The sequence below is a fragment of the Pseudomonas sp. E102 genome, assembly GCF_052660185.1.
In genome coordinates this window covers 2,967,249-2,983,581 of record NZ_CP084025.1, presented here as the reverse complement: position 1 = coordinate 2,983,581, position 16,333 = coordinate 2,967,249, and the positions used below count along the sequence as shown (strand labels likewise).

26 protein-coding genes are annotated in these 16,333 nt (G+C 56.7%); 23 read left to right on the top strand and 3 right to left on the bottom strand.

Annotated features, from left to right (window positions below):
* The first annotated feature begins 51 nt into the window (after positions 1–51).
* The 10 genes from DOCECA_RS13605 (at position 52) to DOCECA_RS13560 (ending at position 4,486) form a co-directional block, all read left to right on the top strand.
* Positions 52–291 carry a hypothetical protein gene (locus tag DOCECA_RS13605; protein ID WP_434706727.1) on the top strand — a complete coding sequence of 80 codons (240 nt, stop codon included), beginning with the start codon at positions 52–54 and terminating at the stop codon, positions 289–291.
* A gap of 29 nt (positions 292–320) precedes the next feature.
* Positions 321–527 carry a hypothetical protein gene (locus DOCECA_RS13600; protein ID WP_445570678.1) on the top strand — a complete coding sequence of 69 codons (207 nt, stop codon included), beginning with the start codon at positions 321–323 and terminating at the stop codon, positions 525–527.
* Between the two features lie 19 nt (positions 528–546).
* A complete protein-coding gene (locus DOCECA_RS13595; RefSeq protein WP_434706726.1) occupies positions 547–747 on the top strand; it encodes a hypothetical protein in 201 nt (66 codons plus the stop codon).
* 107 nt (positions 748–854) lie between these two features.
* Complete coding sequence (locus DOCECA_RS13590) at positions 855–998, top strand: hypothetical protein (RefSeq protein WP_434676610.1); 144 nt, start codon at positions 855–857, stop codon at positions 996–998.
* Positions 995–1,900, top strand: coding sequence for a helix-turn-helix domain-containing protein (locus tag DOCECA_RS13585; RefSeq protein ID WP_445570677.1), 906 nt, complete (start codon positions 995–997; stop codon positions 1,898–1,900). The genes DOCECA_RS13590 and DOCECA_RS13585 overlap by 4 nt, the downstream gene beginning before the upstream one ends.
* The gene (locus DOCECA_RS13580; protein WP_445570676.1) at positions 1,887–2,687 is read left to right on the top strand and encodes a hypothetical protein; all 801 of its coding nucleotides are present in this window, start codon (positions 1,887–1,889) and stop codon (positions 2,685–2,687) included. Before DOCECA_RS13585 ends, DOCECA_RS13580 begins: the two co-directional genes overlap by 14 nt.
* Positions 2,684–3,154, top strand: coding sequence for a hypothetical protein (locus DOCECA_RS13575; RefSeq protein WP_445570675.1), 471 nt, complete (start codon positions 2,684–2,686; stop codon positions 3,152–3,154). The genes DOCECA_RS13580 and DOCECA_RS13575 overlap by 4 nt, the downstream gene beginning before the upstream one ends.
* Positions 3,151–3,372, top strand: coding sequence for a hypothetical protein (locus tag DOCECA_RS13570; protein WP_445570674.1), 222 nt, complete (start codon positions 3,151–3,153; stop codon positions 3,370–3,372). Before DOCECA_RS13575 ends, DOCECA_RS13570 begins: the two co-directional genes overlap by 4 nt.
* Complete coding sequence (locus DOCECA_RS13565) at positions 3,369–3,944, top strand: recombination protein NinG (RefSeq protein ID WP_445570673.1); 576 nt, start codon at positions 3,369–3,371, stop codon at positions 3,942–3,944. Before DOCECA_RS13570 ends, DOCECA_RS13565 begins: the two co-directional genes overlap by 4 nt.
* The gene (locus DOCECA_RS13560) at positions 3,941–4,486 is read left to right on the top strand and encodes a hypothetical protein (RefSeq protein ID WP_445570672.1); all 546 of its coding nucleotides are present in this window, start codon (positions 3,941–3,943) and stop codon (positions 4,484–4,486) included. Before DOCECA_RS13565 ends, DOCECA_RS13560 begins: the two co-directional genes overlap by 4 nt.
* 524 nt (positions 4,487–5,010) lie before the next feature.
* On the opposite strand, the gene DOCECA_RS13555 is transcribed toward DOCECA_RS13560, so the two are convergent.
* Positions 5,011–5,595 carry a hypothetical protein gene (locus DOCECA_RS13555; RefSeq protein ID WP_445570671.1) on the bottom strand — a complete coding sequence of 195 codons (585 nt, stop codon included), beginning with the start codon at positions 5,593–5,595 and terminating at the stop codon, positions 5,011–5,013.
* Positions 5,596–5,671: 76 nt separating this feature from the next.
* The gene (locus DOCECA_RS13550) at positions 5,672–5,941 is read right to left on the bottom strand and encodes a hypothetical protein (RefSeq protein ID WP_445572171.1); all 270 of its coding nucleotides are present in this window, start codon (positions 5,939–5,941) and stop codon (positions 5,672–5,674) included.
* Positions 5,942–6,193: 252 nt separating this feature from the next.
* On the opposite strand from DOCECA_RS13550, the gene DOCECA_RS13545 reads away from it, so the two are divergent.
* From DOCECA_RS13545 to DOCECA_RS13520, 6 genes are all read left to right on the top strand, one after another.
* Complete coding sequence (locus DOCECA_RS13545; protein WP_420765921.1) at positions 6,194–6,526, top strand: phage holin, lambda family; 333 nt, start codon at positions 6,194–6,196, stop codon at positions 6,524–6,526.
* 301 nt (positions 6,527–6,827) lie between these two features.
* On the top strand, positions 6,828–7,451 hold the full coding sequence (locus DOCECA_RS13540) for a putative metallopeptidase (protein WP_445570670.1): 624 nt from the start codon (positions 6,828–6,830) through the stop codon (positions 7,449–7,451).
* 32 nt (positions 7,452–7,483) lie between these two features.
* The gene (locus tag DOCECA_RS13535; protein ID WP_420765718.1) at positions 7,484–7,945 is read left to right on the top strand and encodes a DUF2280 domain-containing protein; all 462 of its coding nucleotides are present in this window, start codon (positions 7,484–7,486) and stop codon (positions 7,943–7,945) included.
* Positions 7,932–9,233, top strand: coding sequence for a terminase large subunit domain-containing protein (locus DOCECA_RS13530; protein WP_445570669.1), 1,302 nt, complete (start codon positions 7,932–7,934; stop codon positions 9,231–9,233). Before DOCECA_RS13535 ends, DOCECA_RS13530 begins: the two co-directional genes overlap by 14 nt.
* Positions 9,230–10,648, top strand: coding sequence for a DUF4055 domain-containing protein (locus DOCECA_RS13525; protein WP_445570668.1), 1,419 nt, complete (start codon positions 9,230–9,232; stop codon positions 10,646–10,648). The genes DOCECA_RS13530 and DOCECA_RS13525 overlap by 4 nt, the downstream gene beginning before the upstream one ends.
* Positions 10,623–11,708 (top strand): minor capsid protein, encoded by a 1,086-nt coding sequence (locus tag DOCECA_RS13520; RefSeq protein ID WP_445570667.1) that lies wholly within the window; start codon positions 10,623–10,625, stop codon positions 11,706–11,708. Before DOCECA_RS13525 ends, DOCECA_RS13520 begins: the two co-directional genes overlap by 26 nt.
* An 8-nt stretch (positions 11,709–11,716) precedes the next feature.
* Here DOCECA_RS13520 and DOCECA_RS13515 read toward each other — a convergent pair whose 3' ends face one another.
* Entirely contained in the window at positions 11,717–12,259 is a 543-nt protein-coding gene (locus DOCECA_RS13515) for a hypothetical protein (protein WP_445570666.1), read from the bottom strand.
* A gap of 94 nt (positions 12,260–12,353) precedes the next feature.
* Here DOCECA_RS13515 and DOCECA_RS13510 point away from each other — a divergent pair, with 94 nt between their 5' ends.
* Genes DOCECA_RS13510 through DOCECA_RS13480 form a run of 7 tightly spaced genes read left to right on the top strand, consistent with a single transcriptional unit; the run spans position 12,354 to position 16,111 of the window.
* On the top strand, positions 12,354–13,082 hold the full coding sequence (locus DOCECA_RS13510) for a hypothetical protein (RefSeq protein WP_030141973.1): 729 nt from the start codon (positions 12,354–12,356) through the stop codon (positions 13,080–13,082).
* Positions 13,083–13,093: 11 nt separating this feature from the next.
* Positions 13,094–14,041, top strand: coding sequence for a major capsid protein (locus tag DOCECA_RS13505; protein ID WP_030141972.1), 948 nt, complete (start codon positions 13,094–13,096; stop codon positions 14,039–14,041).
* Positions 14,042–14,093: 52 nt separating this feature from the next.
* Positions 14,094–14,402: a hypothetical protein gene (locus DOCECA_RS13500; protein WP_445570665.1), complete on the top strand. Its 309-nt coding sequence runs from the start codon at positions 14,094–14,096 to the stop codon at positions 14,400–14,402.
* Between the two features lie 4 nt (positions 14,403–14,406).
* Positions 14,407–14,910: a DnaT-like ssDNA-binding protein gene (locus DOCECA_RS13495; protein ID WP_445570664.1), complete on the top strand. Its 504-nt coding sequence runs from the start codon at positions 14,407–14,409 to the stop codon at positions 14,908–14,910.
* A gap of 3 nt (positions 14,911–14,913) precedes the next feature.
* Positions 14,914–15,279, top strand: coding sequence for a hypothetical protein (locus DOCECA_RS13490; RefSeq protein ID WP_030141969.1), 366 nt, complete (start codon positions 14,914–14,916; stop codon positions 15,277–15,279).
* Positions 15,276–15,698 (top strand): HK97 gp10 family phage protein, encoded by a 423-nt coding sequence (locus DOCECA_RS13485; RefSeq protein ID WP_420765726.1) that lies wholly within the window; start codon positions 15,276–15,278, stop codon positions 15,696–15,698. Before DOCECA_RS13490 ends, DOCECA_RS13485 begins: the two co-directional genes overlap by 4 nt.
* Complete coding sequence (locus tag DOCECA_RS13480) at positions 15,695–16,111, top strand: phage tail terminator-like protein (protein ID WP_445570663.1); 417 nt, start codon at positions 15,695–15,697, stop codon at positions 16,109–16,111. Before DOCECA_RS13485 ends, DOCECA_RS13480 begins: the two co-directional genes overlap by 4 nt.
* The last annotated feature ends 222 nt before the right edge of the window (positions 16,112–16,333 follow it).

Sequence of the window (16,333 nt, the reverse complement as noted above, 5' to 3'; positions counted from 1 at the left end):
TTCAGTTCCGACATAATATGTACTATAAGTTCATAACTGCTCGGAGGCTTTATGCGGCCACTCAGAAGATCAATTGACGCCGCTGGCGGTGTTTCAGCGGTTGCTCTGGCTTGCGGTAAGACCCCGCGCGCTATTTACAAGTGGCTCGTTGCGGACGCATTACCGCGCACCGAATACACCGGTGAGACCCAATACGCCGAGAAAATTGCCGAGCTGGCCGCGTCCAACGGCAAGCCGTTCCCGTCCGCCTGGCTGCTTGCCGAGGCGCACCCAAACAAATCTGCTGCATAACTTTTCGATAGCCAAGGAGGAATTCCCGTATGGGCTTTAAAGACCCCCTCAACCAACGCAGAGACATCGCTCGCAAGATTCGTCTCTATCCGCTCCTGGATCGGCAACTGCAACGTGCCGCCGACAAGAGCCGCCGCGAGTACGCAACCTACCTATTCGAGATGCTTGAGTGGGCCGCCGTAAACGGCGCCATCGAAGCACTGATGCCGGAGGAACTGAAGGATATCGCGGGCTAGAGGCCCTCAGGAGGGCACGATGCAATTTACTGAAGAGAACGTGCCGCCCGAGATCCGAGCCAAGGTTCATCGACTCATGGAAGCAAGAGGGTGGACGTTCGAGGAGGCGGTGAACGAGATCCTGCTTGAGGCAATCGCCTCAGGCGCAACGGCCATCGTTGGAAGGCGTAAAGCACCGATTTTGACCCTGGTGGGACTGAAGAGGCCCTCAACTGGATAGTTTGAGGCCCTCACTTAGGGCCTGAAGAGGGACTCACTTTCCTCCAGACGTAAAAAAACCACCGGGCAGGGTGGTTTTTCACAGCGGTACAACAAGAAGCAGAGCAAATGATGCGCTATCCAAATCACTCGATCAATACCCCGGCCAATGTCGCGACACATATTGGCGGTGACGAAAAGGTGTCGCGTAGAACCCTGAACAGTGGCTTGCGTCCGGTTACCCAACGCCGGGCATTGCGAGGTGCAGCGTGAGCATGGGACTTATGGTTGCCGCGATGAAGATTCGTGTTGGCAATCCGTTGCGCAAACTGGTGCTTATCAAACTGGCCGACAACGCCAGTGACCTGGGGGAGTGCTGGCCTTCGTACCAGCATATTGCTGATCAGTGCGAGATCAGCAAGCGCTCTGTCATGAACCACATAGCCGCGCTCTGTGCTTGTGGTTTGCTGCGCAAGGAAGTCAGAAAGGGTGGCCCAAAGGGTAACTCTTCAAACGTCTACTACCTCACCCTAGGTGGTGAACCTCCTGCACCAGGGGTAGTGCAAGAAATTCACCAGGGTAGTGCAGCAGATGCACCCCCTAGTGAATTTGCTGCACCAGGGGGTAGTGCAGGAGCTGCACCCAGAACCAGTCACTCTTTTGAACCAGTCAATGAACCGGTCATTGAACCAATTGCGACCCAGGCTGCGGCCAAGGTCGCGAAGGGCCAAATCGTTCCGTTCACTCCCCAGCAACCGCGGTGCGAGATTCCCGCCGACATGCCAGGGCCAAAAGACCAGTCCTGCAAAACCTTCAAGGCTTGGGCGAACTACGCCATGGCCTACCGTAAGCGGTACGACGCATGGCCGGTGTGGAACGCCAGAGTCGCAGGGCAGGTCGGCAAGCTGGTTGATCGCCTTGGGGGCGATGTCGCTCACCACGTCGCCGCGTACTTTCTGACCATCGATGACTCGCGGTTGATCAACGGCTGCCACGGCATCGGTGACCTGCTCACCAAGGCTGAGGCCTACCACACCCAGTGGACAACCAATCGCCGGATGAACCTGACCACGGCTCAGCAGATCGAGCGCAAGCAAGCCAACCTCGCCGCCGGCCAGGACGCTGCTCGCCGGATCATGGATCGCGAAAGGAGGAAAGCCAATGAGTTCATGTGAGCGCATGACCTCCGACCAGATCGCGCAGCTGGCCCTGGCAATCACCGCCACTGCCGAAGTGCTTGGTCAGGCCCTGACCGCAGACGCGGCTGAAATGATGGCTGACGATCTTTCGGAATACCCCGTCCCGGTGGTCGCCAGTGCTCTGAAATCCTGCCGACGGGAGCTGAGCGGAAAGCTGACCTTGGCCGCCATTCTCCAACGCGTCCAGGCTGCCGACGGTCGTCCTGGCAAGGACGAAGCCTGGGCCATCGCGATAGCCACCAGTGATGAGTTTGAGACCGTGGTGCTTACCGATGAGATCCAGCTCGCCCTGGCCGCTGCGAAGCCTGTCCTCGACGCCGGGGACAAGATCGGTGCCCGGATGGCGTTCATCAGCGCTTACGAGCGTTTGGTAAGCCAGGCCCGTGAAGAGGCCAAGCCGGTTAACTGGCATGTCTCTGTGGGATTTGACGCGAGCCGTCGAATCCAGGCAATCACCAAGGCGATGCAGATGCAGCGCATACCGCAGGAACGGGGACAGAGGTATCTCGCTGACCTGAGCGTTGAACCGATTACCGAGGACGGACGCGCCTTGGCCGGGTTGATCACTGGAGCAGTAGCCGGACCGGCGCCGAAGCTGCGCGAAAAGCTAGGAATGGTGAAGAAGTCGATGTTGAAAATGCGGGCGGCAAACGCCGAGAAGCAGGATGAAATGCGGATTGAGGCAGCAAGTGAGTTGGCGGATCGCCGGGCATTGTTGATGCAGCAAGTCCAGGAGTTGGAAGCGAGGAGGGCGGCTCAATGACCGACAGAATCAGCGTAAATTGCCAATCCAAACTCACCGAGGCAATCACCAGCCTGACCACTATGTACCGTGAGAAGAAGTATGTGGTCGTGTCCCTCCGCCCAGGAAAGGACCGGACGTTGGACCAGAACGCCCTTTGGTTCGCGATGTACAAGCGGATTGCAGAAATGACCGAGATCGGCGATGCGGCAGACGCTCGTCGTTACTGCAAGCTGCATTTTGGCGTGCAAATCCTGCTCAACGAAGACGCCGGCTTTCAAGCGGCGTGGTACCGGGTTATGCGTCACCTGCCTTACGAGGAAAAGCTCGCAATGATGGGCGACCACAAGTTGTTCGGTCCTGACGGCTTTCCAGTGACAAGCCTGTTCAACCGTGCCCAGGGCATCGCCTACACGGATCGCATCGCCTCGTATTTCACGCGCCAAGGCGTGGTGTTCTCCGATTTGCTGAGCGAGGAGGCGGCATGACGACTTTCGAGGAAATCGGCCACTGCCCAACTGCCAACCACCGATTCTGGTCGGAAAGGGCTCGCTTGAATCTTGCCTGCTATCGATACACCGGAGCGAGCTCGGCAGATCGCCGATTGGAGCGCGCCGGGTTCCTCAGGAATATGGCTCATCGCCGCGCGCAGACATACCTGATGCGGATGGAGGCGCCGATGGACCTATTCGAGGTGGTTGCATGATTGCAAAGCAGCCCAAGCCGAAGAAGTGCAAGAACCCTGCATGCGGCGTCAGCTTTCCGCCAAGACGTTTAGGCCAAGTGGTTTGCAGCCCGGCATGTGCAGTCTCTTTGGTCCAGGTCAAACGGGAGCAGGAACGTAAGTCACTGGCCCAGCTAGAGCGCCGAGCGATCAAAGCCGCCAAGGAGCGAATCAAGTCACGCTCTCAGCACATGAAGGAAGCACAGGTTGCGTTCAATGCCTGGGTTCGACTGCGCGATGCAGGGCTTCCTTGTGTGAGCTGTGGCCGGCACCACAACGGGCAATGGCATGCAGGTCATTACCGCACAGTTGGAGGCAGCCCCGAGCTTCGCTTTGAGCCGCTGAACGTCTGGCGTCAGTGTGCGCCGTGCAACAACCACCAGTCCGGCAACATCGTGAACTACCGAATCGAGCTGGTGAAACGGATTGGTGAAGAAAAGGTGGCTTGGTTAGAAGGGCCTCATCAGCCCCGCAAGTACACCATCGAAGAGTTGAAGACCATCAAGGCCAAGTATCGAGCAAAGGCCAGAGAACTGAAGAGGGCCGCAGCATGACCTATCGCAACGTTATTTCTGCAGTCGTCCGGGCGCTGGCCGCCGAAACCATCAGCTCAGCAGGGGGATGCGACTTTGAACCTAAGGTGCAAAGCGGCAAGCATGTCGGCGAGATGGTGGGGAGGGATGCTGCGTTTCTCACGGACTGTTGGGTATTCGGGCGGCTGCATAGATCTCTTTCTCCCGCGCAATGGCGTGTGTTAGTGGCGAAGTACTCCACCCACACCGAGCGCAAACACACCGCCATCGCTGAGCTGACAAAGACTGTGCGCTCACCAGCGCCTGAGCGATTTAGACATTGTGCGATCGTTACATGGGCGTTACCCAAGCCAGCTGGAGTCAGTGGCAAACGTTCGACAACCGTGCTGCCAGCAGCGTGGTACGAGATGGATAATTGGTCCGAAGAGCCTCATCCGATCAAGACGCAGGAGCGGTGGCGGAGGGATATACGTAAGGCGCTGGAACGCGAAGTTGATGAGGCTTTAGTTGCTGCCCAAACGCTGTTGGATGCAGAGGGACTTATTGAAACAAAAGCCGCTTGACTTGATTTGAGCCAATGAGCCATTATTTACCCATCCTGCCGTTCCTGCGTATTGATAGGGATGATAGAAAGAGCCCAGCCATAGATGCTGGGCTTTTTGTTTTTATGATTTACTGGTTGATAGGTTGGACTGCTAAAATCTGGCGCCGATACTATGGTTCGGCCGAAACATAGCCGGTTAGCGGGAGAAAATGAGAGAAGAGTTTGAAGCTGTACGTAAGCCCCATGAGCTCGCTAGATCCAAGCATGGCTATTTAGACGCAGCAACTGAGCGTGGGTGGGTCCTCTGGCAGAGGGCTTGGCATGCAGCAATGTCAATTAGATGCCCAATACTCACGCAACAACCAGATACTGCGAATTTGACTGAAAAAGAAATTGATTTTCGTCAAAAAGCTATTCCAATAGTTTACTGAACCTCCTCTTTAAAGCAGGTCGAGCACTATCGAGGATCTCTGCATCCGCAGAGGCCTTTTCGTTTCCGGCTCCACCACACCCATTGCCCTGGTGGGTACCGTTGGGGCTGACTTACACAGAGTCCCTATGGCTTTTGCTTCGGCAATGCGCAAATTGCGGGGGCTCATTCGTACCTGTATCCCGCTGGCCGTCTCCAAAAGGCTTGTATATTTCTGAAGTAACACTGGACTCAGTCGAGCTCGCCATAGGCTCAGCCACTTGGTTGACCGGTGCTGGGAACGTGGCGCTCGGTAGTTCCATATGGTTAAGCTTGGCGCCTGCAGAAATTGTATCGAAGTCAGTTACGCTACGCGGCTGAAATCGACAGCGGTCTGAAACTTCCGCGGGAGTTGTACTGGCCGGCTGACCATGAGACGTTCTCGCATCAGCTTCGGAACGTTCACTAGAGGCCGGGACACCAGCCGTGTAATTCTCGTCTAGCCACGCTACCAACTGCACTGCGCGATAGGGTGGTCGCCCTGGAGCCGCTTCCAACCGGAGCGCAATGCGTTCCCTGTTCATGTCGTTGACCTGGAATCCACGCAGAACAAGATATTGATCAATAAAGTCTTCGACATCCCACGCCTCGGTGATCGAGGCGAAGATGCCCTCGATCTTTCCGGAGTAGCGCTTTTTATCTGAACGTTCCCAAGGCATGATGTAGACCTTTAATATCAGAATGATACTGTGGTGGCATGCGGTGTGCTTGGCAATATGTCATTCCCGCGAGCAATTACTGGCCAATGACGGCTGAAGAAAGATCACCTGTCCTCCTCATTCCCTGCGCAGCTAATGTGTTGGGTTTTGCGTACCGAGGGGAAAGATTCCAGCGGACATTTGAGACTCCATGGCTCCGTGCTACTGTTCTGACAGCTGACAATAGTTGAGCGTGCAACATCACGCTGAAAGATACTCCACATGCTATCGCTGCGAGTGTCCAGGCATCGCCGTCACTCATCTGGCTTGCAGTGTGAAGCGTGACCCTTTTTACGCCGCCGAACACATAGTGGATCTCGTAAGTGTTAAGAGTTTGCACCTTCAGCTGGCTCCTATTAGGCAGTCGCTAGCCATGCTTAAGTTTCTGACCCATTAGGGGTTTTACCGCTCGACCGCTTAGGGGCCGACGCGCTCAGAAATAGATTGCGCAAACTTAAAAAAATTCAGTGCGGCCGCCTTTCCGCATAATCATTAGTCCCTGATCACCTCGGCCTTCGCCGAGTTTCGTATATATCCCCCCGAAAGGGAGGAAGCTGAGATACCGAAGATGCCAGACAAACCAGACACTTGGGCGATAGCGCTTGCGTGGTTGAGCCAGCATTCGCCAATCCTCTATGCGGCTGCGTTGTCCTGCGCTATGGCCGTCCTGCGAATCACGTACGGTGGTGGCACAAGGCGCCAGATGATCGTAGAGGGCGCCATCTGTGGCGGCCTGGCCCTGACGATCATCAGCGGACTTGAGTTCTTCTCGCTGCCCCAGAGCATGGCGACATTCGTTGGTGGCTGGGTTGGTTTCCTTGGGGTGGAGAAGATTCGCTCCATTGCTGACCGGGTGACTGATTTCAAGCTCCCTGGCCGCAAGGCCGAGTAGCGCGATACACGTTTCGCGCATCAGCAAACTGTGTCGCGATATGGGGCAAAACCACTACCACCTGGTGTATTGATCATGAAGCTGCTTGAGAGCGCCCTGATATACGGAGGCAGTGAGTTTAGACCTGAGCCTTCGCATGACGTCCTGAGCGGTAGAGCTTACCTTCTCGGTGTTTCTCCCGGTTCGCTCCGCCCATGCAGATGCTGCCTTCAATACAGCTTTTTCATCAATGCGCTGGGACACCTGTTCATTTCCTTTTTGAACACAGCTGATCTTAGTTGAACGGGCGGGATGGGGAGAAATGAATCGACCAATGCCGCCAGCAGCTTTACTCGACCTGTCCGATCTTCCCGGCCTAGGCATGCGCCTGGTCCCTGCGCCAGAAGTGTGGGAATGGCTCCAGGCCGAGATCCTTGCCGACACCGGTAGCATTCACAGTTTAGACCATGCTCACCTACTGGATGCAGACGTCCGGGTCATGTGGGCGTCGGCGAGCTTCAACAAGCAGGGCCGCACAGTCCTGGGCCAGGCCGAGCAAGTGGCGTTCCGTGCCGGTGGCTGGCAGAAGGCCCGGATGGAGCAGCAGATGCGTGATTGGTTCGGCGATGTGCCGAGCTTCATCATCACCCTGGCCGCCGATTACTGCGCCCAATGCAGCGACCTAGAGTTCTGCGCACTCATTGAACACGAGCTGTATCACCTAGCTCACGCGACCGACAAGTACGGTCAACCAGCATTCACCCAAGACGGTAAGCCGAAGATAAAGCTTCGAGGCCACGACGTGGAAGAGTTCGTCGGTGTGGTCCGCCGCTACGGCGCTACGCCTGACGTTCAAGCTCTGGTGGATGCTGCAAACAGCCCTGCTGAGGTGGGGAAACTGAACATAGCGAGGGCCTGCGGAACCTGTCTCCTCAAGTCGGCCTGACACTTGACCAGACTTTGACGGAATAAACCCATATGGCAGCCCTGAAAGATGAGGTAAAGCGCTTCATTGTGCAGTCCCTTGCCTGTTTCGATACGCCAAGCCAAGTGGCGCAAGCAGTCAAGGACACCTTCGGCCTCGAAGTCAGTCGGCAGCAATGCGAGTTCTACGACCCCACGAAATACGCAGGGCGCGACTTAGCGCTGAAGTGGCGGACGGTGTTTGAGGACACTCGCAAGCGCTTCAGAGAAGAAACGGCAGAGATCCCCATCGCCAACCGAGCGTTTCGCCTTCGCGCCTTGAACCGCTTCGTGGAGAAGGCCGAGAGCATGAAGAACATCAGCCTCGCGATGCAGATCCTGGAGCAGGCGGCGAAAGAGACGGGCGATATGTACGTCAACCGCTCGCGCAAGGAAGAGCCGGACGACGAGCCGGCGGTTCCCACTCGTATCCAGGTGGACGTAGTGGATGCGAGGAAGCCGAATGCCGAGCCTTAACGTTCCCCAGGCTCAGTTCCTCACGTTGCCCAACAAGTTTCGCGCTTTCGTTGCTGGATTCGGTTCCGGCAAGACCTGGGTGGGTTGCTCTGCACTGAGCAAGCACTTCATGGAATGGCCGAGCGTAAACGCTGGCTACTTCGCACCGACCTATCCGCAGATCCGAGACATCTTCTATCCGACCATGGATGAGGTGGCCTATGACTGGGGACTGAAGACCAAGATCAACCAGGCGAACCATGAGGTTCTCATCTATAGCGGTCGGCAGTACCGGGGAACGGTGATTTGCCGGTCGATGGAGAAGCCTCAAACCATCGTGGGCTTCAAGATCGGCCATGCGCTAGTGGATGAGCTGGATGTGCTGTCGTCCGTTAAGGCGCAGCAGGCTTGGCGAAAGATCATCGCGCGGATGCGGTATAGCGTTCCTGGGCTGAAGAACGGGGTAGACGTCACCACGACGCCTGAGGGCTTCAAATTCGTCTATCAGCAGTTCGTAAAGCAGCTTCGCGAGAAGCCGGCGCTGAGCGGCATGTACGGCTTGGTCCAGGCGAGCACATTCGACAATGAGTTGAATCTGCCAGACGACTACATCCCGTCGCTGATGGAGTCGTATCCCGAGCAACTGATCAGGGCCTACCTGAACGGCCAGTTCGTAAACCTGACATCCGGCTCGGTGTACCACGCTTACGACCGGAAGCTGAACCAATGCTTCGACACCGTACAGCCTGGAGAGCCTCTGTTCATCGGTATGGACTTCAACGTCGGCAAGATGGCGGCGATTACTCACGTCAAACGCGACCAGGGCCTGCCCAGAGCAGTCGATGAGCTGATAGATGGCTACGACACGCCGGACATGATCCGCCGCATCAAGGAGCGGTACTGGGAGCACAACGGTAACGACTTCAGGAAGACCTGCGAGATCCGTATCTACCCGGACGCCTCCGGTGATTCTCGCAAGTCGGTCAATGCCAGCATGACGGATATCGCCATGCTCAAACAGGCCGGCTTCACGGTCATTGCTCCCGCCGCTAATCCACCAGTGAAAGACCGGATCAACGCCATGAACGCCATGTTCTGCAACGCCCAAGGCGAGCGGCGCTACTTGGTTAATCCATTCAAATGCCCGACCTATGCCGACGGCCTGGAACAACAGGTTTGGGCAGCCAATGGTGAGCCTGACAAAACACAAGGAAACGACCACGCCAACGACGGCGGCGGTTACTTCATTCACCGCGAATACCCGATCGTTAAACCGGTCACTTCAATGAAAATGGGATACGCCCGATGAGCAACGACGTCTCCTTCAAACGTGCGGATTATCTGGAGGCTTTGGACCGCTGGGCGACCGTACGCGACGTCTGCGCCGGTCAGCACCGAGTAGTGGATCGTTTGCCGTATATCAACGCTCACGACAAGTCGCCGGAGAACGTGGACCGAAACAAGGCTTATCGCGAGAGAGCCGTGTTCAAGAACGCGACCGGGCACACGCGCAATGGGCTACTCGGTTTGGCGTTCCACAAAGACCCGACACTGACCGTTGCGCAGAAGCTTGAGTACCTTCAGGACAATGCCAACGGCTCCGGCGTCAGCATCTATCAGCACTCCCAAGGCACGCTAGAAAAGGTGCTTGAGGCTGGCCGGCATGGTCTGTACGTCGATTACCACCCCGATGATGGCATCGGCGGTCGGGCGGTCATTCTGTCGTACTGCGCCGAGGACATCATCAACTGGCGTACCGGCATGGTGAACGGTCGCAGTGTGCTCACTTTGGTTGTGCTGCGGGAGTGGCCCGAGATCGAAGATGGTTTCGGCTTCAAGGTGATCGAGCAATATCGAGAGCTGGCCCTTGAGGGGGACGGTTTCGTCTGTCGTGTATGGCGAAGATCCGGGCCAAAGGGCGGCGGGCCGCTGGTTGTGATTGAGGAGTTCAAGCCTGCGGGCGGTAACGGACGCCTGAAGGAAATCCCGTTCACCTTTGTTGGTGCGCAGAACAACGACCCGAGCATTGATGAGTCGCCCCTGTACGACATCGCCATGATCAACCTTGGCCACTATCGGAACAGCGCTGACTACGAAGACAGCGTCTTCTGGTGTGGACAAGCTCAGCCCTGGATTTCCGGCCTGGATGAGCAGTGGCGCGATTGGATGGAGACGAGCGGCGTCTATGTCGGTTCCCGCGCTCCGATGATGCTGCCAGTTGGTGGTGCCTTCGGCTATGCGCAGCCACAGCCGAACACGCTGGTGAAAGAGGCGATGGCCGACAAGAACCAGATGATGATCGAGCTCGGTGCTCGCATGGTTGTGGCGTCGCTCACAGCCAAAACAGCGACTGAATCCCGGGGCGACCAGTCTGCATCGACGTCGGTCCTAGCCGGTTGCGTGGCAAACGTCAGCGAAGCCTATACCCAGGCGATTATGTGGTGTTGCCAGTACATGGGGGTAAGTGATGCGAAGGTCAGCTATCAGATCAACCAAGAGTTCGTCGAGCTGACGGCTGATCCTCAGATGATCACCGCGCTGGTTGGGCTATGGCAGAACGGCGGCTTCGCCAAATCCGACCTACGAGCCTATCTCCGCAAATTGGGCCTTATCGCACCAGAGCGCACCGATCAGCAGATTGACGGGGAGTTGCTGGAGCAGGCCGATGGCCTGGGCTTGGATGACGAGGAACAAATAGATGGCGGCAAACCAAGCGATCCTTGATGCCACGGTTAGGCACGCTGTCTTTCTCGAAAAGCTCAAGGCCGGAGAAGTCGGCAAATTCGCTCCGTTCCTCAAGGAGATCGACCGATCGATCCGCGACCGACTCACGCGTAGCGACCTCTCCGAATACAACGTCAGGCGTCTGGAGGCGCTGCTCAAGGAGGTTGATAGCCTGTTGCTGGGCATATTCGATCGCTTCAGCAATCAGCTGAACCTCGACTTGGTGGATATCTCCAATTACGAAGCCGAGTTCGAGGTGACAAGCCTTGCCAGATCGGCACCGGTCGGCGTGGCGTTAGACGTGGTTGCTCCGACGGCGGCTGCGATTCGTACAGCAGTGCTGACAAACCCTCTCAGCGTGCGCGGCACGGGTGGCGGAAAGCTGTTGAAAGCCTTCATCAAGGGTTGGACTGCGGCTGAGCGAGAGCGCGTCACTGGCGCGATACGCCAGGGCTTCTTCGAAGGGCTTACGAACTTCCAGATCATCCGCAACATTCGCGGTACCAAGGCGACGGACTACAAAGACGGCATTCTCGCAATCACCAATCGAAACGCGAGCACAGTGGTGCGCACAGCGATCCAGCATGTCTCGTCGCAGGCGCGCATGGAGGTGGCACGGGCCAATACGGACGTCGTGACGGAAGTCGAAATGGTTGCCACTCTGGATAGCAAGACAAGTCAGCAATGCCGATCCATGGATAAGCGGCGTTTCCCGGTCGATTCTGGGCCGCGTCCGCCGTTCCACCCGAACTGCCGAACCACATTCATCCTGCTGACCAAGCTCAGCGAAACCTTCGGTAAGGGCGCTACACGGGCCGCTGTGGGTGCGGACGGAGCAGGGCAGGTCAGTGCAAGCCTCGACTATTACCATTGGCTCCAGCAGCAGCCCGCTTCGTTTCAGGACGTGGCGTTAGGTCCGACGCGAGGCAAGCTCTTTCGTGAGGGCGGTCTGACAATCAAGCGTTTTGCGGAGTTGCAGCTAGATCGCAACTTCGCGCCTATGACCCTGGCGCGCATGAAGGAGTTGGAGCCGTTAGCATTCGAGTTGGCAGGGATCTGATCGTATTTTCAGCACCCTTTCCTCTGGGTATCCAGATCTGCCATGTGTTGGTAATACGCATCTTTCCAATCAGTGACGAGTTTTTCGTATTCCTCAACTACAAAAACAGGTTTTACAAATGATTTGTAATCTGACACCCGGACCGTCATCCAATCAGCTAGCTCCCCGGATTTCTTCCCCAGTTCTGTGTCGTCGAGCAACATCAGTGAGTACCCAGCTTTAGAAAACGTCTCCACGTAAGCAGGTTTTTTCTCTTGGAAGTCTGGTGAAGCGCTGCCGCTTGCGAGCGCGGCTAATGAGGAAATAAAAGCGTCACTTTTTGCCCTGGCATATTCCTCTCTTTTGTCCAGTCGGCTTATGCAGCTGAGCCTTTCACTTGACCTAGTGGTTTGTGCGCTGCTGATCCAAGAGGTGACGTTTGTCGCTACTACCCCAGCGAGAGTGAGCGCAGATGACAGAACTGCAATCTTTAACGCGTTCTTTAGGTCTTTCTCTTCCCGACTGTTTGACTCTTTTGATGCCATTCCAGTTGTCCCTTTAAAAGGCGGCATTGAAGACCTTCTGAATTCGAAACGCAACGTAACCCGCATCGGCGGGTTTTTTTATGCCTGCAAAGCGGGCTACACATACCCAAGGGGCCTAAACGTGGCAGAAGAAAACGAAATCGACCTGGAAAATCCGGCAATCAAGGCCGCTATCGCGACTGCCGTGGAAGCCTCTGTGACCGGGTTGAAAACCAAGAACACCGAGTTACTGGGCAAGCTGAAGGAAACCACCAAAAAACTCAGCCAGTTCGAAACTCAGTTCGAAGGCCTGGACATCAACGCGGTGAAGGGGCTGTTGACCAAAGCCGGCGAGGATGAAGAAACGAAACTCCTCACCGAAGGCAAGATCGACGAAGTGTTTTCCAGGCGCACAGAGCGCTTGCGTGGCGACTTCGAAAAGCAACTAAAGGCGGAAAAGGAACGTGCTGACAAAGCCGAATCCTTCGCGAGCAAGTTCCGGGACAAGGTCCTGGGCGACTCCATCCGTTCTGCGGCCATCAAGGCTGGAGCGCTTCCTGAGGCAGCGGAGGATCTGATTCTGCGCGCCAAAGGGCAGTTCACGCTCAATGAAGAGGGCGAAGCAGTTGCGATCGACAAGGAAGGCCAGGCCATCCTTGGCAAAGACGGTAAGACCCCTCTGACGCCGCTCGAATGGGCGGAATCCTTGCGCGAAAGCGCACCTCATCTGTGGCCTAGGGCTTCAGGAACCAATGCCCCGGGCGGGGGTAGCGGTAATGCCGCGCTGAAACGCTCCGAAATGACGCCTTCGGCCAAGCGTGAGTTCATCACGAAGCACGGCCAGGACGCCTACCTGAAATTGCCTAAATAATGGAGTAACCCATGCCGACTACCGTCAACACGGACATGATCGTTTACAACGATCTTGCCCAGACCGCCTACCTGGAGCGCATCCAGGATGTGATCGATGTGTTCAACGCTTCTTCCAATGGCGCTCTGGTGCTGGATAACGAGCTGATCGAAGGTGACTTGCGCAAGCGTGCTTTCTACAAGCTCGGCGGCTCCATCGCACACCGTGACGTCAATTCGACTGCAACGGTGGCCGGCCAGAAGATCGGCTCTGGTGAGATGGTCGGTGTGAAGGTGCCGTTCAAGTACGGTCCTTACGAAACCACTGAAGAGGCGTTTAAGCGCCGAGCGCGTTCCCCGGAGGAGTTTTCCGAACTGGTGGGGATTGACTACGCCGATGCGGTTCTCGAAGGATACATCCAGTACGCGATGGCAGCCCTGAAGGCAGCTATCGGTGCAAATCCGAACATGGTTGCCACTGCCAGCTTCGCCACCGATGGCAAGAAGGCGCTGACCAAAGGCATGCGCAAGTTTGGCGATCGCTTCGGTCGTATTGCGCTGTGGACCATGGACTCGGCGACCTACTTCGACATGGTCGATCAGGCCATTACCGAAAAGGTCTACGAAGAGGCGGGTGTGGTCATCTACGGCGGCCAACCTGGAACCATGGGCAAGCCCGTTCTGGTCTCGGACACGATCCCAGCGGAAACCATCTTCGGCCTGCAAGCCGGCGCGATCAAAATCACCGAGTCTCAAGCTCCGGGCTTCCGTTCGTACCCGATCAACACCCAGGAAAACTTGGCGATGGGCTTCCGCGCCGAAGGGACATTCAACCTGGACCTTCTGGGTTACAGCTGGAATGACTCTACCGGTGGTGTGAACCCTAACCTGGCTGCTATCGGAACCGGCGCTAACTGGACCAAGTACGCAACCAGCGACAAGGTTACTGCAGGCGTCTTGATCGACCTGTCCGCGCCTTAAAGGCGTTCACCTTTAGCCAGCGGCCTGTAACGGGCCGCTTTTGGAGAGCGGCATGGAGCTTACTTATTCGGCGCAAACCAGGGACTTCGATCCGGACAAGCGTTATCGCAACCCCGTTTATTTCGAGAAGCCGGAGTCGGGCGTAACGAAGGTCACAGTAATCGGCGATTGGCCGGTCGTCGTCGATGCCTACAGGACCGCCAAGGTTCAAGTGGATGTTGTCGAAGCCGGTGGCGCAGTGGAAAAAGATCCGGCCAAAATGGGAGTGGCGGATCTGAGGAATTGGCTCACTGCCCAGGGCATTGAGTTCGATCCGAAGGCGCCGAAGGCTGAAATCGTAAAACTCATTCCTGCGAGCTGATTCCATGACACTCATCATCGAGGACGGCACTGGTAAGCCTGATGCCGAAAGCTTTTCGAGCGCTGAGGATTTAGTCCGTTACGCCGCGAAATTCGGCGTCGCCATCCCTGCGGATACCCCCGCGCAAGAAGCACTGCTTCGCCGGGCCGCCTTGGCGATGAATGGCATGGCCTGGAAAGGGCAGAAGATGTCTAGCGATCAGGCCCTGGCGTGGCCGCGCCGGGGTATTCAACTGGATTGTGAGATCAAGCCAAACGACTACCTTCCGGCGCGCATTCCTTACGGCCAAATGGCTCTCGCAGCGGAGATTCATCGCGACGACATCGATCCTATCGAGACGCGCAAGGGCGCGGTTATTCGGGAGCGGGTCGAAGGCGCCGTCGAGACTGAGTACGCGACGATTTCTAATACCAGCGGCAGGCTGCTTCCGGCTGCTCCGGATAGGCCAAGCCGCACGCAGTTTGCCGACTACCTGCTCAAACGTGGGTTGTTCGCCGTAAGGGCTTAGCCGATGAGCGAGTTTTACGACCGGATGGCAGCAACGGCCTTACGGCTGATCACACAGTACGGCCAAGCAGTTACGCTGCGCGATGTTCAGCCTGGGGGATACGATCCTGACAATCCGGAAGGCGCGGAGGTCATCCTCGAGCAAATAGCCCAGGGCATCCTGCTCGATTTCACCGGCTTCGAGTTTCAAGCCGACACCCTGATAGTGCGTGGCGACAAGAAGCTGAAGATTGCGGCGTTGGGCTTGGATTGGAAGCCGAAGCCAATGATCACTGCCGAGATCCAGGGGAATACCTGGACGGTGATCAACGTTAAGGAGGTCAACCCAGCCGGCACGCCGCTGATATACGAATTGCAGGTCCGTTCATGAACACTTACGCAGGCCGGCAAGGCAGCTTTTCGCTCCAACTGGCCGAGTTTGCCAAACAGGCCCAAGAGGCGGTGGACGCTAGCCTTCGCGAGATCATCATTGAAATCGGTAACTCGCTGATTCGAATGTCTCCGGTAGATACCGGGCGATTCCGTGGCAATTGGCAGATGTCCATCGATGCGCCGCCGGAAGGGACGCTTGGAGTGGTTGATCCGACCGGAGCGGCAGCAACAGCACGCATCGCAGAAGGGTCGATTTTCTTCCGGGCAGGAACCACGGCATTCATCGTGAATAATTTGCCTTATGCGATACCGCTAGAGTACGGCCATTCCGATCAAGCTCCGGGGGGCATGGTGCGAATCACTCAGGCGCGTTTCCAGCAAATTGTCCTGGAGGCCATCAGGAACCATAAAGTATGAGCCACAACATCATCGCTGCAGCGTTCGAGTCGCGCCTGCTTGCCTGGGCCAAGGCTAGAGCCAAGCCACTGAAGGTTGTGGTTGAGAACGAGGCATATACGCCAGGCGCCGCCGAGACGTATCTCCGAGCCTTCACGCTGCCGTCAGTCACGGCCAGCAATACGCTAAGCGGCGATCACCGCCTCTATACCGGCATGTTTCAGGTGAATATCGTGACGCCGTCCGGGAAGTATAGGACCGAGGCAAGCGGCATCGTGGATGAGTTGGCGGCTTTGTTCCCCTTGAATCTGCGCGTTGCTAGCACCGGATTGATCGTGTCAGTGATGACGCCGGTTGCGCCCGGCCCAGGAATTCCAGACGGCAACAGTTTCACGGTATCTGCTTCGTTCCAATATCGGTCCGACACCAACTGAGCGACGTCGCGCTAGAATCGATTCCTGAACAGACGTAATCGGACTCCTCGATGGATGATGCAACGAAGGCGCGCTTACAGTGGCTGGATGAGTCAGCCGACGATCATGGTTGGAACAACCGTGAGGAGATCAACGCTAGCGAAAAATGTATTTGCAGCGCCTGCGGTCAATGGTTGAAACCGGACCAAATCACGAAGTGGCACAACGAAAAACACGCCTGTT

Coding starts and splice junctions, on each gene's coding strand:
- DOCECA_RS13505 (WP_030141972.1), top strand. CDS start 13,094: ATGCCGACTACCGTCAACACGGACATGATCGTTTACAACGATCTTGCC.
- DOCECA_RS13565 (WP_445570673.1), top strand. CDS start 3,369: ATGATTGCAAAGCAGCCCAAGCCGAAGAAGTGCAAGAACCCTGCATGC.
- DOCECA_RS13490 (WP_030141969.1), top strand. CDS start 14,914: ATGAGCGAGTTTTACGACCGGATGGCAGCAACGGCCTTACGGCTGATC.
- DOCECA_RS13525 (WP_445570668.1), top strand. CDS start 9,230: ATGAGCAACGACGTCTCCTTCAAACGTGCGGATTATCTGGAGGCTTTG.
- DOCECA_RS13520 (WP_445570667.1), top strand. CDS start 10,623: ATGGCGGCAAACCAAGCGATCCTTGATGCCACGGTTAGGCACGCTGTC.
- DOCECA_RS13605 (WP_434706727.1), top strand. CDS start 52: ATGCGGCCACTCAGAAGATCAATTGACGCCGCTGGCGGTGTTTCAGCG.
- DOCECA_RS13575 (WP_445570675.1), top strand. CDS start 2,684: ATGACCGACAGAATCAGCGTAAATTGCCAATCCAAACTCACCGAGGCA.
- DOCECA_RS13495 (WP_445570664.1), top strand. CDS start 14,407: ATGACACTCATCATCGAGGACGGCACTGGTAAGCCTGATGCCGAAAGC.
- DOCECA_RS13535 (WP_420765718.1), top strand. CDS start 7,484: ATGGCAGCCCTGAAAGATGAGGTAAAGCGCTTCATTGTGCAGTCCCTT.
- DOCECA_RS13560 (WP_445570672.1), top strand. CDS start 3,941: ATGACCTATCGCAACGTTATTTCTGCAGTCGTCCGGGCGCTGGCCGCC.
- DOCECA_RS13480 (WP_445570663.1), top strand. CDS start 15,695: ATGAGCCACAACATCATCGCTGCAGCGTTCGAGTCGCGCCTGCTTGCC.
- DOCECA_RS13500 (WP_445570665.1), top strand. CDS start 14,094: ATGGAGCTTACTTATTCGGCGCAAACCAGGGACTTCGATCCGGACAAG.
- DOCECA_RS13540 (WP_445570670.1), top strand. CDS start 6,828: ATGAATCGACCAATGCCGCCAGCAGCTTTACTCGACCTGTCCGATCTT.
- DOCECA_RS13595 (WP_434706726.1), top strand. CDS start 547: ATGCAATTTACTGAAGAGAACGTGCCGCCCGAGATCCGAGCCAAGGTT.
- DOCECA_RS13530 (WP_445570669.1), top strand. CDS start 7,932: ATGCCGAGCCTTAACGTTCCCCAGGCTCAGTTCCTCACGTTGCCCAAC.
- DOCECA_RS13570 (WP_445570674.1), top strand. CDS start 3,151: ATGACGACTTTCGAGGAAATCGGCCACTGCCCAACTGCCAACCACCGA.
- DOCECA_RS13555 (WP_445570671.1), bottom strand. CDS start 5,595: ATGCCTTGGGAACGTTCAGATAAAAAGCGCTACTCCGGAAAGATCGAG.
- DOCECA_RS13590 (WP_434676610.1), top strand. CDS start 855: ATGATGCGCTATCCAAATCACTCGATCAATACCCCGGCCAATGTCGCG.
- DOCECA_RS13580 (WP_445570676.1), top strand. CDS start 1,887: ATGAGTTCATGTGAGCGCATGACCTCCGACCAGATCGCGCAGCTGGCC.
- DOCECA_RS13485 (WP_420765726.1), top strand. CDS start 15,276: ATGAACACTTACGCAGGCCGGCAAGGCAGCTTTTCGCTCCAACTGGCC.
- DOCECA_RS13515 (WP_445570666.1), bottom strand. CDS start 12,259: ATGCCGCCTTTTAAAGGGACAACTGGAATGGCATCAAAAGAGTCAAAC.
- DOCECA_RS13600 (WP_445570678.1), top strand. CDS start 321: ATGGGCTTTAAAGACCCCCTCAACCAACGCAGAGACATCGCTCGCAAG.